General features: G+C 63.7%; 10 protein-coding genes and 1 pseudogene. 4 read left to right on the top strand and 7 right to left on the bottom strand.

Translation table 11 applies throughout. The features are described from left to right. Window positions 1-11: 11 nt before the first annotated feature. Together ABLE86_RS19290 and ABLE86_RS19285 are read right to left on the bottom strand one after the other, a co-directional pair. Window positions 12-2,381 carry a penicillin acylase family protein gene (locus ABLE86_RS19290; protein WP_348780600.1) on the bottom strand — a complete coding sequence of 790 codons (2,370 nt, stop codon included), beginning with the start codon at window positions 2,379-2,381 and terminating at the stop codon, window positions 12-14. A gap of 48 nt (window positions 2,382-2,429) precedes the next feature. Further along, complete coding sequence (locus tag ABLE86_RS19285) at window positions 2,430-3,524, bottom strand: NADH:flavin oxidoreductase/NADH oxidase (protein ID WP_348780599.1); 1,095 nt, start codon at window positions 3,522-3,524, stop codon at window positions 2,430-2,432. 181 nt (window positions 3,525-3,705) lie between these two features. Between ABLE86_RS19285 and ABLE86_RS19280 the strand changes: the two genes are divergently transcribed. The 4 genes and pseudogenes from ABLE86_RS19280 (at window position 3,706) to ABLE86_RS19265 (ending at window position 8,214) form a co-directional block, all read left to right on the top strand. Next, the gene (locus tag ABLE86_RS19280; RefSeq protein ID WP_348780598.1) at window positions 3,706-5,274 is read left to right on the top strand and encodes an acetolactate synthase large subunit; all 1,569 of its coding nucleotides are present in this window, start codon (window positions 3,706-3,708) and stop codon (window positions 5,272-5,274) included. Window positions 5,275-5,442: 168 nt separating this feature from the next. Further along, window positions 5,443-5,643: pseudogene (locus ABLE86_RS19275) on the top strand (transposase); the annotation flags it as partial. A gap of 306 nt (window positions 5,644-5,949) precedes the next feature. After that, the gene (locus ABLE86_RS19270; protein ID WP_348780622.1) at window positions 5,950-7,164 is read left to right on the top strand and encodes a M24 family metallopeptidase; all 1,215 of its coding nucleotides are present in this window, start codon (window positions 5,950-5,952) and stop codon (window positions 7,162-7,164) included. Between the two features lie 171 nt (window positions 7,165-7,335). Then, window positions 7,336-8,214, top strand: coding sequence for a LysR substrate-binding domain-containing protein (locus ABLE86_RS19265; RefSeq protein ID WP_348780597.1), 879 nt, complete (start codon window positions 7,336-7,338; stop codon window positions 8,212-8,214). 18 nt (window positions 8,215-8,232) lie between these two features. On the opposite strand, the gene ABLE86_RS19260 is transcribed toward ABLE86_RS19265, so the two are convergent. The 5 genes from ABLE86_RS19260 to ABLE86_RS19240 all read right to left on the bottom strand — a co-directional run bounded on the left by ABLE86_RS19260 (window position 8,233) and on the right by ABLE86_RS19240 (window position 13,703). Next, window positions 8,233-9,051, bottom strand: a complete 819-nt coding sequence (locus tag ABLE86_RS19260; RefSeq protein ID WP_348780596.1) for an ABC transporter permease — start codon at window positions 9,049-9,051, stop codon at window positions 8,233-8,235. A 4-nt stretch (window positions 9,052-9,055) separates the two neighbouring features. Continuing rightward, on the bottom strand, window positions 9,056-10,294 hold the full coding sequence (locus tag ABLE86_RS19255; RefSeq protein WP_348780595.1) for an ABC transporter permease: 1,239 nt from the start codon (window positions 10,292-10,294) through the stop codon (window positions 9,056-9,058). Window positions 10,295-10,297: 3 nt separating this feature from the next. Further along, window positions 10,298-11,446, bottom strand: a complete 1,149-nt coding sequence (locus ABLE86_RS19250) for an ABC transporter ATP-binding protein (protein WP_348780594.1) — start codon at window positions 11,444-11,446, stop codon at window positions 10,298-10,300. Window positions 11,447-11,558: 112 nt separating this feature from the next. Further along, the gene (locus ABLE86_RS19245; RefSeq protein WP_348780593.1) at window positions 11,559-12,602 is read right to left on the bottom strand and encodes an ABC transporter substrate-binding protein; all 1,044 of its coding nucleotides are present in this window, start codon (window positions 12,600-12,602) and stop codon (window positions 11,559-11,561) included. Between the two features lie 339 nt (window positions 12,603-12,941). Continuing rightward, the gene (locus ABLE86_RS19240) at window positions 12,942-13,703 is read right to left on the bottom strand and encodes a hypothetical protein (RefSeq protein WP_348780592.1); all 762 of its coding nucleotides are present in this window, start codon (window positions 13,701-13,703) and stop codon (window positions 12,942-12,944) included. Window positions 13,704-13,731 lie beyond the last annotated feature (28 nt).

Here is a 13,731-nt window from a genome sequence, read left to right as displayed (position 1 = left end):
GCGACCGCCCCTTACTGCGGCGACAGCACGATCCGTGCGACGGTCTCGCGGTCCACGGCCTCGCGCGAGTACACGAGCGGATTGTACTCGCCCTTTGTCCAGGCCGTCGTCAGGTCGCGGTAATGGCCTGATTCCGGTGCGCCGGACTGCCCCGGCAGGTTGATGAACAGGCCGTTGTCCCAAGCGCCGACGTCTATGACCATCCGCACCGAGGGGCCGGTGATCGTCTGGTAATCGTTCGGCCGATAGACCGCGTACATAGGGGTCGAGCCGCTGCCTCCGAGTTCGATCGCCTCGATGTCGAGCGCGGCAGCCGTCTCCGGAAATGCCTTCGCAACAGCGTGCTCCAGCAACAAGCGATGCAGCTTACCCCATTCCCATTTGTCGGGCCGGTCACCGAACCGGGCGGCGCAATCCCGCCAGGCGGCTTCAAGCGTACGCTCCATGATGGCATTGCGATGTTCGAAAGCATCGCCCTCGAACCAGTCGGCGGGACTTTCCATAACGTCCAGAACCGATTGGATGTCTCCCGGCTGCAGCAGCGCCCTAACCTTGGGGTCGCTCGCAAACTGCTCATAGAGCGCCGGCTTCAAATGACTGGTCACCCAGACTTCGAAGAGAGCCGCAGCCGAGGACTGCGCACCCATCCAGCAATCCCACCCCAGAAGGTGGCTAGCCGCCTGTCGCGCCAGGTCGAGCCCGAAAGCCAATGGGCGAAGGACCGCCTGCATGCGCTCGGCCGGCATCGAATGGAGGTCGTTCTGCAGTGCGCAGGAATCCTCGAGCCGGTGGCTCGGCTGGCCTTCGAGCACGCTATGGATTCGTTGCGCGCGGCTTGCGTCGATCCATTCGTAGCCGACCGGCGAATGCTTCTCCAGCCATTCCTGCGGAAGGTTCATCTCATTGGCGGTCGCGAGGAAGCCACTTTGCGGATTGGTCGATGCAGGCAACGCGTCCGGCGCGACAAAACCATCCCACTCGTAGCGGCCGTCGCCGGGAACGGGGACAAGGCCGTTCCAGTTCGGCCTGACTGGCGTCATGCCCACCGTCTGCCAGCCTATGGTTCCAGTGACGTCGGCGTAGAGATGATTGATCGAAGGCGTTCCCCAGTTGCGCAACGCGCTTCTGTACTCGGATATCGACTTTGCGCGCATGACCGAAAGGCTGGTCATGTAGGGCGCAGAACCCGGTTCGGTCCACACGGTGCGCAGGGCGTAGGCCCGCTGCATTTCGCGGTCTTCCAGCAGCACCGGACCGTGACGCGTGAATTGCAGAGACAGGCGCTGGTCGGGATACCCCTTGACCTCGAACACCTCCTCCACGACCGACATTTTCTCCCAACCATCCGCATAACGGTAGGACGCGGGATCACCGTCTCTGGTTTCGTAAACGTAGACGTCCTCCTGATCGCCGCCGAAAATCGTCAGGGAAAACGCGCTGTGACCATTATGGCCCATTGAAATGCCGGGCACCGCGGGTTCGCCGGCACCGATGGCATCAAAGCCCGGCATCGACAGATGCACCATGTAGCGCAGCGACGGCACGGCATGGGTACGGTGCGGATCCATGGCCATGATGGGGCGGCCGGTCGAGGTTCTTTCCGGCGCAATCGCCCAGTTGTTCGATCCTTCGGATTCCGCGCGCTGGACAATATCGCCAACGCCGTTGACCTGAATCCATCGACCCGCAGCCTCGAGCGGTGCGTTCAGGCGTTCAGGACTGAACGAAACGGAGGCGGTCGCGAGCTTGAAGACATCGAGCGCGGCAAGCGGGATGCTGGAAAGGTCGAGGTCAGGCGCGGTTACCGGAGAAACCGAGGGCGTGAGCTGCTTGCGGATGGCGTCCGCCTTGTCGCCGGCCTTCGAGAGCACGATTGCACGAAGGATTTCCGAGATTCCGTTGCGCGTCAGGCAATGGCTGCGGATGCGCACGACATCTTCGGCCTTCCAACGGGCCGGGCGCGTCTTCAGCAGCGTAAATTCGAGCGGCAGCTTCTCCTCGCCACTTTCGATGCGCGCCACATAGCTATTGATGCCGGCGACATATGCCTCGCATATCTGTCGGGCATCTGGCGCATAACTTGCCCATTCCCGGTCCATCTCGCCACGATAGAGGAAAAGCCGCGAGGCGCGGTCCTGCGCGAGATAGCCCGGGCCGAAATCGGCCGCCAGAAGGCCGAGGCCGCGCTTGCGCCAAAGATCGATCTGCCAGAGGCGGTCCCGAGCGGCGTTGTATCCTTGCGCGAAGAACAGATCATCGGCGTTGGAGGCCCGGATATGTGCTATGCCCCAACGGTCGACCGCAATTTCGACGGCGTCCTTCAGGCCGGCGATCTGCAGCCGACGCTCGCTCGGCATCTGAATCTGTTGCGTTGACAGCATGAAATCTCGCTCGTTTCGAAGTCTGGAAAGGTCGGTCAGCCGGGGCGGCTAGCACGCCCTGCCCTGCCAATAGGGCGCTGCGGCTCGCTGGTATTGCGGCGGCACGTCCACGCTCGCACCAAGCTGTTTCGCCGCCTGCCACGCCCAACGCGGGTCGTCGAGAAATGCGCGACCGATGGCGACCAGATCGGCCTTTCCTTCGGCCACGATCGCTTCGGCCTGCGCCGCCGACGCAATCATGCCAACCACCTGCGTAGCTATTCCAGCCCGCTGGCGCACCTGCTCGGCGAACGGGACCTGATAACCCGGCCCCACCTTGATCGGCGCCGTGGCGACCCCGCCCGATGTGACGCAGACCATGTCGATGCCTTCCCCCTTCAGCGCCGCCGCCATTGCGACGGCATCGTCCGGAGAGAGGCCGTCCTCCAGCCAGTCGCTGCCGGTGATGCGTGCCGACACCAGAATTTCAGCCGGAACAGCGTGGCGGACAGCACGCGCCACTGCGAGGGGAAAGGCGCGGCGGCGTTCGGCATCCCCGCCCCAGGCGTCCTGTCGATCGTTGCTCAATGGAGAGTGAAACTGGTGGAGCAGGTAACCGTGAGCCAGATGAAGCTCGATGACGTCGAAGCCCAGCCGCACGGCCCGTTCGGCCGCATCGACGAAAGCGGTCCGGATGCGCTCGATGCCGGCATCGTCCAGTTCTTCCGGCACATGCCACCCGTCCGCGAAGGGCGCGGCGGAAGGCGCGACCGCCTGCCATGGATCGTGCGAAACACCAAGCGCGCGCCCGCCTTCCCAGGGCCGCTCCGTCGATGCCTTGCGTCCGGCATGGCTGAGCTGGATGCCAAATTTCGTGCCGTGCGGGGCCACTTCGCGGGCGCTCGCCAGAACTCGGGCCAGGCTGCGCTCATTGGCATCCGAATAAAGCCCCAGATCGCCATGCGTGATGCGTCCCGCGCGCTCCACCGCGGTTGCCTCCAGAATGACGAGGCCTGCGCCGGACATGGCCAGCGTCATGACATGCTGCAGGTGCCAGTCGCCCGCGCAGCCGTCGTTGGCGGAATACTGGCACATCGGCGAAACTGCGATCCTGTTCGACAATTTCAGTGGGCCGCAACGGTAGGCCGAAAACAAAGCCGACATGAAATCCTCCTGTCAGGTGCGCTCTTCACAGCGCTGAAGAACCGTTTCTGAGGATTTTTTATAGCCCGATCGCATCGATATGCAATACGACTGGATTGTTTTTGTGGAATGAACGATCTTCCGAGAGTATGTATCGAGCTTGCAACACCACATGCATGGCAGTGTCCCAGAGGAGGATCTCATGACCCGCACCGGAACGACCAATGGCGCCGAGCGCCTTTGCGATTCGCTTCTCACGCATGGCGTCGACGTCTGCTTCGCCAATCCCGGCACTTCGGAAATGCATTTCGTAGGAGCGCTGGACAGGCGCCCGGAGATGCGCTGCGTGCTCGGCCTGTTCGAGGGCGTCGTCACCGGCGCTGCGGACGGCTACGCACGCATGGCCGACAAACCGGCTGCGACACTGCTTCATCTGGGCCCGGGCCTCGCAAATGGCCTGGCCAACCTGCACAATGCTAAGCGGGCGCGAACGCCGATGATTAACGTGGTGGGCGACCATGCGACCTATCACCTGGAATTTGACGCGCCGCTGGCCAGCGACATCGAAAGCCTGGCGCGGCCGATGTCCAATTGGGTGAAGCGGGCATCAGATCCCCACCGCCTTGCGGAAACCGCCGCGGAAGCCTGGCAGGCCTCGCTTGCCAGCCCCGGCATCGCAACCCTGATCCTGCCCGCCGATGTCGCCTGGGGTGAAGCCGATGCCCTGCCGATCGAGAAACGCGCACTGCCGGAGCCCCGCAGAGTCGATCCCGAATCCATCCGCTCGATCGCGAAGGAAATCGCGAAGGGCGGCCGGACGATCTTCCTGCTTGGCGGCCGAGCTTTGCGCGCCGACAAGTTGGCCATGATCAAGGCCATTTGCGACAAGACCGGCGCCGAGTTCGTCGCCGAGACATTCAATGCGCGGATCGAACGGGGCCGGGGGCGAGTGCCCGTTGCGAAGATTCCCTACGCCATCGACCAGGCCGTCACTTACCTTGCGGGCGCAGCCCGGATAATCCTGGTCGAAGCGGCCGCGCCCGTCGCGTTTTTCGCATATCCCGACAAACCCAGCCTGCTCTACGGCGAGGACTGCAAGATTCTCACCCTCGCCGCCCCCGGCGACGATCTCGGTTTCGCGCTCGACCGGCTTGCCGGCGAAGTGGGTGCGCAAGCCGTGCCGCCAATCGCAGGCGATCGGCTCGAAACCACCGGCCCCTTGCCGACGGGAGGCCTCACGGCCGAGAACGTCTCGCATATCGTGGCTGCACTCATGCCCGAGAACGCGATCGTCAGCGATGAATCGGTGACCTCCGGCCGCGCATTCTATGTCGCAAGCGCCGGCGGATCTTGCCATGACTATATGCAGCTTACGGGCGGCTCGATCGGCATCGGGCTGCCGCTGGCGACAGGCGCGGCCGTGGCCTGTCCCGATCGGCGGGTCGTTTCCCTGCAGGCCGACGGCAGCGCGATGTATACGATCCAGTCATTGTGGACCCAGGCGCGCGAAAACCTCGACGTGACCACGGTGATCTGTTCAAATCGCGCCTACGCGATCCTGGAGCTGGAGATGAAGAATGTCGGGATCGAGCAATATGGCGACAACGCCCGACGCATGTTCAAGCTCGACACGCCGACGCTGGATTGGGTGAGTCTGGCCCGAGGCCACGGCGTCGAGGCCGTTCGCGTCGAAACCTGCGAGGCGTTCGCCGACCTGCTTCGCGCCTCGTTTTCACGCAAGGGCCCGTTTCTCATAGAGGCCGTCATCTGATATTCGTTGCAGGTTCCGACAACTTCCAAGGCGATCATCGACCCGTCGTGCGACGGACCACCTTCCGATCGATCGGCCAGAATTCGCCTTCCATGAGCACACTCCCCCTGTTTTTAGGCAGCCGGATTGGGTTTGGAGCTTTGTGCTCAAATCTCGGCGCGGCTGCCCCGCACCGATGCGGCGGATGCTGAGGCGATCTGTGAGGCGGTGACACGGCCAACCATGCGCTTCGTGCCGGTGAAGTCGGCCGAGCAGCAGGCGGCGCTGGCGCTGCACCGGACGCGCGATCTGCTGGTGAGGCAGCGTACGCAGCTTGTTAACATGCTGCGCGGTCTCCTGGCTGAGTTCGGCATCGAGATGGCGCGTGGCCTCCACCATGCCTTGCGACTGGCGGGGCGGCTTTCGGCTGTCGAGGCCCCCGAGATGCCACCGTCGGCGCGGCTTTACACGTGCGCGGCGACCGTTCGCACACCCGAGCAACCCGGATACGGACACCGGCTTCAGGAATAGGGAACGCCTCTCATCCCCGTGACCTGCCAAGCCCGGCACAACGATTTGCGAACGTAATGCTCCGATAGCGAGTTCTTATTTCCGGTCGATCGCAGCTCTTTCTATAATTCAGAGATGCCGGAAAGGCGCGAAACGAGTGAAATCATGAACGTCTACGCGAAGGGCATGCCGAACGAGCTTCTTCGGCTGCAGAAGATGCACAATGGCGAAAAGGCGTTCCCGACATTCAGCGCAGCCGAGATGCAGCGCCGGCAGGACGGGCTGCGTCGCATCCTGGAAGACCTCCAGCTCGATGCAGCGATCCTGACTTCCTATCACAACATCTGCTATTTCTCGGACTTCGTGTACTGCTACTTCGGCAGGCGCTATGCTTTCGTGGTGACCGACGAAAAGGCGATCTCAGTCTCTGCCGGCATCGACGCAGGACAGCCGTGGCGGCGCACTTTCGGCGACAACATCACTTACACCGACTGGCAGCGCGACAACTATTTCCACGCTCTCCGACAGACATTGCCGGGTGTGAAGCGGGTCGGCATCGAGTTCGACCACGTCAATCTGGAGTTCAAGAAGCTGCTGCAGGATGCGTTTCCGTATGTCGAGTTCGTCGACGTCGGCGCACCCACCATGTGGCTGCGTACCATCAAGTCCGGCGAGGAGATCGCACTCATCAAGGAGGGTGCCCGCACGGCCGATATCGGCGGCGAAGCGATCCGGGCGGCCATCCGCGAGAACGTGCCCGAATACGAGGTCGCGCTCGCGGGGACCCAGGCCATGGTTCGGCACATCGCGGAAACCTTTCCCCATGCGGAGCTGATGGACACCTGGGTCTGGTTCCAGTCCGGGGTGAACACAGACGGCGCCCATAACCCCGTCACGTCGCGCCGGGTGCAGAAGGGCGACATCCTTTCCCTCAACTGCTTTCCGATGATTGCCGGCTATTACACGGCACTTGAGCGCACGATGTTCCTCGACCATGTCAGCGACGAGCACCTGCGCATCTGGGAGGTCAATTGCGAAGTGCATCGGCGCGGCCTCGATCTGCTGCGGCCGGGCGCGCGCTGCGGCGACGTCGCGACTGAGCTCAACGACATCTATCGCCGCCATAACCTCTTGGGCTACCGCTCCTTCGGCTACGGCCATTCGTTCGGCGTGCTCTCGCACTACTACGGCCGCGAGGCCGGCGTGGAACTGCGCGAGGACATCAACACCGTCCTCCAGCCGGGCATGGTCGTGTCGATGGAGCCGATGGTGACGATCCCCGAAGGGATGCCGGGCGCCGGCGGCTATCGCGAGCACGACATCCTCGTGATTACCGAGAACGGCGCCGAAAACATCACCGGGTTCCCGTTCGGGCCTGAACACAACATCGTTCCGGCCTGACTCCTGCAACGCCTGGACTTGGCCTCACCGCCTCGGATGATGCGTGCCCCAACGCACAAGCCCGGAATTGAATCGATTTCTCCCGAACCTTGTGCGTAGATTCAAGGCGTTACGGCGCCGCTTGTCGAGCTGGTCAGCAGTGCCGTAAGCGTCTCGTACTGGAGCCAAGCCATGCGCAACATCCCGACCGACCTTCTCCGGGCCTTCGTGACCGTGATCGACCTTCGCGGTTACACGCGCGCCGGCGAACAGCTGGGCCGCACGCAGCCGGCCATCAGCCTGCAGATGAAGCGCCTTCAGGACCTGCTCGGCGTCACGCTCTTCGCCAAGGAGGGTGGCGCCCAGCTCACCGAGCATGGCGAGCTCGTTGCCGGCTATGCCCGCCAGATACTGGCGCTCAACGACGAGATGATGCTCCGGCTTTCCAACCGCAATCCCAAGGGGAAGCTGCGGCTTGGCATTCCCAACGACTATGCCGACCATTTCCTGCCCAAGCTCATGGCGAGCCTCGCCAAGGACGGCGCGGACGTTACCTTCGACGTGGTCTGCGACCTCTCGCATAACCTGCTCCAGGGGATGCGCAGCGGGCTCTACGACATCGTCATCGCAATGACGCCTGACGGGCCCGCGGAAGGCGCCTTCATGACCTGGCGGGAGCCCCTCGCCTGGGTAGGCGGCACCGCGGAAGACAACGACCCGGCTTCGACGCTGCGCATCGTCTGCTACCCGGAGGGCTGCCTCTATCGCCGCAACATGCTGACTGCCCTGCAACGAGACGGCAGGAACTACGAAATCGTCTACACCAGCCCGAGCCTTTCAGGGCTGGAAGCGGCTATCGGCGCCGGCTTCGGGATGACGGTGCTGGCACGACGGATCATCTCGCCCAAGCTGCAGATATTGGACCCTGCCGGCCACCTGCCACGCCTCGCCGACGTCGTGGTCGGCGTCTATGTCAACACCGACCGCAACCGGTCCACTGTTGCGCAGAGCTTCGCCGCGCGCTTCGCCGACATGTTCGTGGCAGATGAAGGCCGCCCGCTGGCAAACTGAGCGCGCGTTTCTGCTCGTTCACCTCGACGCCGGGCGCCCCCGCCGCGTCAGCAGCGCCACGACGCCGAATAGCAGGACTGACAGGGTCAGCAGCAGCGTGGCCGCAGCCATGATGGTCGGATTGATCTGGTCACGGATGCCGGAGAACATCTGCACCGGCAAGGTCCGCTGCTCGGCCCCGGTCATGAACAGCGCCACGACCACTTCGTCGAACGAGATCGCGAAGGCAAATATGCCGCCGGAGACCACACCGGGCAGGATGTTGGGCAGCCCCACCCGGAAGAAGGCGGAGAGCGGCGAAGCGCCAAGGCTCAGCGCGGCGCGCGTGAGATTGGTGTCATAGGTCGAAAGCGTGGCCGTGACCGTAACCACCACGAAGGGCGTTGCCAGTGCGGTGTGGGCCAGCACCAGCCCTGTCCGGGTGTTTGTGAGGCCGACCTGCCCGAAGAAGAGGTAGCTGCCCACTGCCACGATCATGACCGGCACGATCATGGGCGAGATGAGCAGCGCCATGACCAGCCGGCGCGCCGGAAAATCCGGCCGCGAAATGCCAAGCGCTGCCATGGTGCCGAGCGTCGTGGCCAGGATCGTCGTCAGCACCGCTGCAACGACGCTGTTGAACACGCCGGAAATCCAGCGGTCGTTGCCGAAGAAATCCAGGTACCAGCGCAGCGAATAGCTCTGCACCGGCAAGGTGAAGAACGGATCGTTGGAAAACGACAGTGGCACGATGATGAACAGCGGCGCCACGAGGAAGACCAGCACGGCGGCCGCGAATGTCACGACCAGCGTCCGCACCAGACGTTCCGAAGGCGTTGAATAGGAAGGCAGCCACATCGCTTCAGCCCAGCTTGATCTTGTCGGCGCCCACCAGGCGCAGGAACAGGAGATAGATGGCGAGCGTGACCACAAGCAGCACCACGCCAAGCCCCGCCGCCAGCCCCCAGTTCAGGTCGCGGTTGATGTAGACGGAGATGAAATTGGAGATCATCTGGTCGCGCGGTCCGCCGACGAGGGCCGGCGTGATGTAGTAGCCGAGCGACAGGATGAAGGTCATCAGGCAGCCGGCCACCACGCCCGGCAGCGTCTGCGGCGCGTAGATCCGCCAGAAGGCGGAGAGCGGCGTCGCCCCCAGCGAACGCGCCGCCCGCAACTGGGTGGCGGGGATGGCTCGCATGACGCTGTAGATCGGCAGGATGGTGAAGGGCAGCTGGATATGCGTCATCGCCGTCACCGTGCCGACGCGTGTGAAGATGAGCTGCAGCTTCTCGCTGGTCAGGTGCAGGGCCATCAAAATGTCGTTGATGACGCCATCGGACTGCAGCAGCACCACCCACGCCGTCGTACGCACCAGAAGCGAGGTCCACAGTGGCAGAAGCACCATCAGCATCATCACGCTCGCAACCGCGGCCGGCGCGATCGTCAGCACATAGGCCACCGGATAGCCCAGGATCAGTGTCGCCAGCGTGACGAGGCCAGCAACGAAGAGCGTCCGGCCGAGCACGCCGAGGAAAATCGCCTGATCGCCCTCGACACGGCTTATCGAGCCGTCTCCCGCCTGTTTCAGATCAACCGAGGTCAGGAGATAATAGGGCGTGAGCGCCGAGCCGTTGCGCTTGATTGTCGACCAGATTTCGGTCGAACCCCAGTCCTTGTGCAGCCCCAGGAATTTTTCGCGATAGGGGCCGGTCTCCAGCGGTTCCACCATGCGGGCCGCAGCCACGATGCGGCTGCGCATGCCCGAGATCTCGTAGTTGAGCCGCTTGCCGAGAAGTGCGGCGGTATTGTTCTGCTTCGCCGTCTTCAGGTCGGCCGCAAGCGCCGCGAAGACCGGCTCATCGGGAAGCGACTTTCCATCCCAGCCGTCGAGCGCCGCGAGCGTATGCGGCAGCACAGTGCGCGTCTCCGGGTTTTCCACGGCCGTCACCAGCAGGTAGAGGATGGGAGCAACGAAGACGACGAGCAGGAATGCGACGAGCGGCAGCGCAAGCGCGAACGCCGCCCGCCTTGCGGGCCGCTGGGCGCGGCGCACGGCCATAAAGACGTTGACGCGGTTCATGTCCACGGCGGCGGTGGTCATGGCTCAACCCTCCAGCAGTCGACACTCGTCGACATGGCATTCCAGCACGACCTGTTCGCCCGGCTCGAAATGGCGAGCCTGCCGCGCCGGAATACGCGCCGTGAGCTTCTGGCCGCCGAACGCTTCGACGCAAAGCCGCATATGGTCGCCAAGAAAGAAGACCTCCTGCGCCGTGCCGCTGATCCTGTTGACGTCGGGCCCTGGGGTGGGCGTGGCAAGACCGAGGCTTTCGGGGCGGATCGAGAGGGTCAATTCGCCACTTGAGCGGGAAGCCGGCGCATTGCAGGTGCGCAGCATGGTTCCGTCGGCAACCCTGACCTGCGCGCCTTCCCGCTCCCGCCCAGCAAGAATGCAAGGGACGGTGTTGTTTTCGCCGATGAACTCGGCAACGAAGCGGTTCTGCGGCCTGTTGTAAAGCGTCTCCGGATCGGCGAGCTGCTGGATCCTGCCGTCATGGAAGACGGCGATCCGGTCCGACATGGTCAGCGCCTCGCCCTGGTCATGGGTTACATAGACCATGGTGATGCCCAGCGCCGTCTGGAGCTGCTTGATCTCGATCTGCATGCGTTCGCGCAACTGCTTGTCCAGCGCGCCCAGCGGTTCGTCCATCAGCACCAGCGACGGCTCGAACACCAGCGCGCGAGCCAGCGCCACGCGCTGCTGCTGGCCACCCGAAAGCTGCGAAGGACGCCTGTCTTCCAGTGCTTCCAGGCTGACGCGCCCCAGCGCCTGCCGGACCCGTTCGGCCGCCTGCCGGCCTTTGATGCCGCGATAGCGCAAGGGGAACGCAACGTTCTCGGCAACGGTCATGTGCGGGAACAGCGCGTAGTTCTGAAACACGAAGCCGATGTTGCGGCGTTCCGGCGGCAGCCGCTCGACGGGCTTGCCGTCCAGCAGGATGCGGCCGAGCGTTGGCCTCTCGAAGCCGCCCAGCATCATCAGCGTGGTCGTCTTGCCAGAGCCAGAGGGGCCAAGCATGGTCAAGAATTCACCGCGGCGGACGGCGAGGTTGAGATCCTTCACCACGAAGTTGATGCCGTCATAGGACTTCTTCACCTGTTCGAAGCGCACGAGTGCATCGTTCTCGTTCGCCGCCACGTCGGGGTTGGACCGCACCGCCTGCGCGGAAGTCCATGCTTGGCTGCCGTTCATCGCTCTTCTCTCGTCATGGAAGGCTCGGGCCGGAAATCACTCCCGCCCGAAAAGCACTCATGGACCTGGCATGCCCGGCCTGCGGGTGGACAAGCCGGGCGTTCCAGCTTGGCTATTGCGCCAGCCAGGTGGTGAAGCGCTTGCGGATTTCGTCGCCGTGGTCGGCCCAGAACCCGTTGTCGAGCGTGAGCGAGACCGTCATGTTCTGCGGGCTGGTGGGCAGGTTGGCCGCGTCTTCGGGCGCCACGAACTCGGCCGCCGTTTTGCGCACGGGGCCATAGGGAATGTATTTGGTCGTGCCCGCAAGAACCTTCGGCTCAACGGCAAACTTGATGAATTCAAGCGAGGCGTCGACGTGCTTGGCGCCCTTCGGGATCGTCCAGAAGTTGGAGTCGAGGATCTGGTTGTCCCAGACGATCCTGAAGTCCTTGCCTTCCTTGTTTGCGTTGTAGATGCGTCCGTTCCAGGCGGTCGTCAGCGCCACCTCGCCCGAGGCCAGCAGCTGCGGCGCCTGGGCGCCAGCCTCCCACCAGACGATGCTGTCCTTGATGGTGTCGAGCTTTGCAAAGGCGCGGTCGACACCTTCCGGTGTGGCAAGCGTTTCGTAGACGTCGGCCGGGGCGACGCCGTCCGCCAGCAGCGCGAATTCGAGGTTGGTGGCGGGGTTCTTCCACAAGCCGCGCTTGCCCGGGAATTTCTCGGTATCGAAGAGGTCGGCGATCGTCTTGGGGCCGTCCGCGATCTTGGCGCCGTCATAGGCAAGGATGGTGGCATAGACGATGGTCCCCACGCCGCAAGGCGAGGTCGTGCCCTCGATCCACTCGTCCTTCGGGCCGATCTTCGACCAGTCGATTTCCTCGAAGATGCCTTCGTCGCAGCCCTGCAGCAGCGTCGGCGCGTCCACATCGACCACGTCGAGCGTGGTGTTTCCGGATTCGATCATCGCCTTGATCTTGGCGATCTCGCCGCCATACTCCTGCTCGATGACCTTGACGCCCGACTGGGTGGCGTAGGGTTCGAACACCGCCTTGCGCTGGGCTTCCTGATAGGCGCCGCCAAAGCTCATGACCGAGAGCGCATCCTGCGCGAACGCCACCGACGATGACAGATATACGGCCAGCGCGGCGGCTGACGCTAGGGTACGACTGACTGACATTCTCTCCTCCATTGTGTTCCCGTCTCTGCCGCGGGTGGTGTTCTTGTTTCGCGGCTTGTGGAGGGAAGGCTATCCAGCCCCCTCTCGTGCAGCAAATAAGTAGCTGTCATGGCACCATGAGGGGCGCTTATCGGGGTCTGTCGGAGTTGTCCGGGAAAGTCGTAACGCAGGAAAATCAGCAGCGCCGTCGATCGACGCTCAACTATGAGGTGGCCCTTCTCGCTGGCAGGCAATTGGCGATGGGCATGAAGCACCCTCCCATCGCCACGCGGATGTAAAAACCCGGAGGCCGTCGGCGGAGCAAGGGGAACTCCCCCAACGCGCCGACAGCTCGGCCTTTCAGGCGGTCGCCTCGACCTCGCCCTGGCGCCGCGTGAAGGCCAGCAGTTGGGCAAGCCGCGCCGGGTCGAGGTTGTGGAAGTCGCCCTTGTAGTTGATGCCGGTGCCGACGATGAAGCAATCAACGAAGGGTGCGTAGAGGTGGGCGTTCTCGGGCGTGATGCCAGATGCCAGGGCAAGCGCCGCGTCCCCGACCCCGCGCCGGAAGGTTTCCACCTTGCCGAGGTCCGGCGCATGGCCGGTGGCCACGCCGGAAGTGGTCACCACGTCCATCCAAGATACGGCGATGTTGGCCGAAACCTCATAGTATTCCGGCGCGACCTCACGCTGCTTCTTGAAGCAGGTGCCGCCCATGTAGAGCCCGTCCCAGCCGGAGAACTTGCGCGCGGTCTCGATGAGCGCCGCTTCCTTCTGGTTTGCCGCGTCGTTCAACTCGTCCAGGCAGGCGTCATCGGCCCAGTAGGCATCGACCTTGACGCCTTCGTCCTGCAGCTGGCCGAGGATGGGGAACGCCGCCTTGCCGGTCACGGCCAGGAAGTTCACGCCCATCCACAGCGCCGGGAATTTCGCGCGGATGGCGCGGATGATGGGCAGGAACGCCTCGACCGTAATGTCGTGGTTGATCAGGAGCACGCCGGGCGCGCCCTCGTGCACCGCCGTGCGCACGTTGCGCTCCGTCTGCTCCACGTCGATGACATGGATGACCGGCAGCACCACGGTGCCGGGCGTCTTGAAGAGCTTGCGAAAATCGAGCCTGTTCATTGCGAGTTCCATTCCTGCGAAATTGATG

The sequence above is a fragment of the Mesorhizobium sp. KR2-14 genome, from assembly GCF_040049255.1.
Lineage (GTDB): Bacteria > Pseudomonadota > Alphaproteobacteria > Rhizobiales > Rhizobiaceae > Pseudaminobacter.
This window is presented reverse-complemented; position numbering and strand designations above follow the sequence as displayed.

Bases quoted from the DNA above. Each gene is read 5' to 3' on its own strand.
- ABLE86_RS19290 (WP_348780600.1), bottom strand. From the start codon at position 2,381: ATGCTGTCAACGCAACAGATTCAGATGCCGAGCGAGCGTCGGCTGCAG.
- ABLE86_RS19285 (WP_348780599.1), bottom strand. From the start codon at position 3,524: ATGTCGGCTTTGTTTTCGGCCTACCGTTGCGGCCCACTGAAATTGTCG.
- ABLE86_RS19280 (WP_348780598.1), top strand. From the start codon at position 3,706: ATGACCCGCACCGGAACGACCAATGGCGCCGAGCGCCTTTGCGATTCG.
- ABLE86_RS19270 (WP_348780622.1), top strand. From the start codon at position 5,950: ATGCCGAACGAGCTTCTTCGGCTGCAGAAGATGCACAATGGCGAAAAG.
- ABLE86_RS19265 (WP_348780597.1), top strand. From the start codon at position 7,336: ATGCGCAACATCCCGACCGACCTTCTCCGGGCCTTCGTGACCGTGATC.
- ABLE86_RS19260 (WP_348780596.1), bottom strand. From the start codon at position 9,051: ATGTGGCTGCCTTCCTATTCAACGCCTTCGGAACGTCTGGTGCGGACG.
- ABLE86_RS19255 (WP_348780595.1), bottom strand. From the start codon at position 10,294: ATGACCACCGCCGCCGTGGACATGAACCGCGTCAACGTCTTTATGGCC.
- ABLE86_RS19250 (WP_348780594.1), bottom strand. From the start codon at position 11,446: ATGAACGGCAGCCAAGCATGGACTTCCGCGCAGGCGGTGCGGTCCAAC.
- ABLE86_RS19245 (WP_348780593.1), bottom strand. From the start codon at position 12,602: ATGTCAGTCAGTCGTACCCTAGCGTCAGCCGCCGCGCTGGCCGTATAT.
- ABLE86_RS19240 (WP_348780592.1), bottom strand. From the start codon at position 13,703: ATGAACAGGCTCGATTTTCGCAAGCTCTTCAAGACGCCCGGCACCGTG.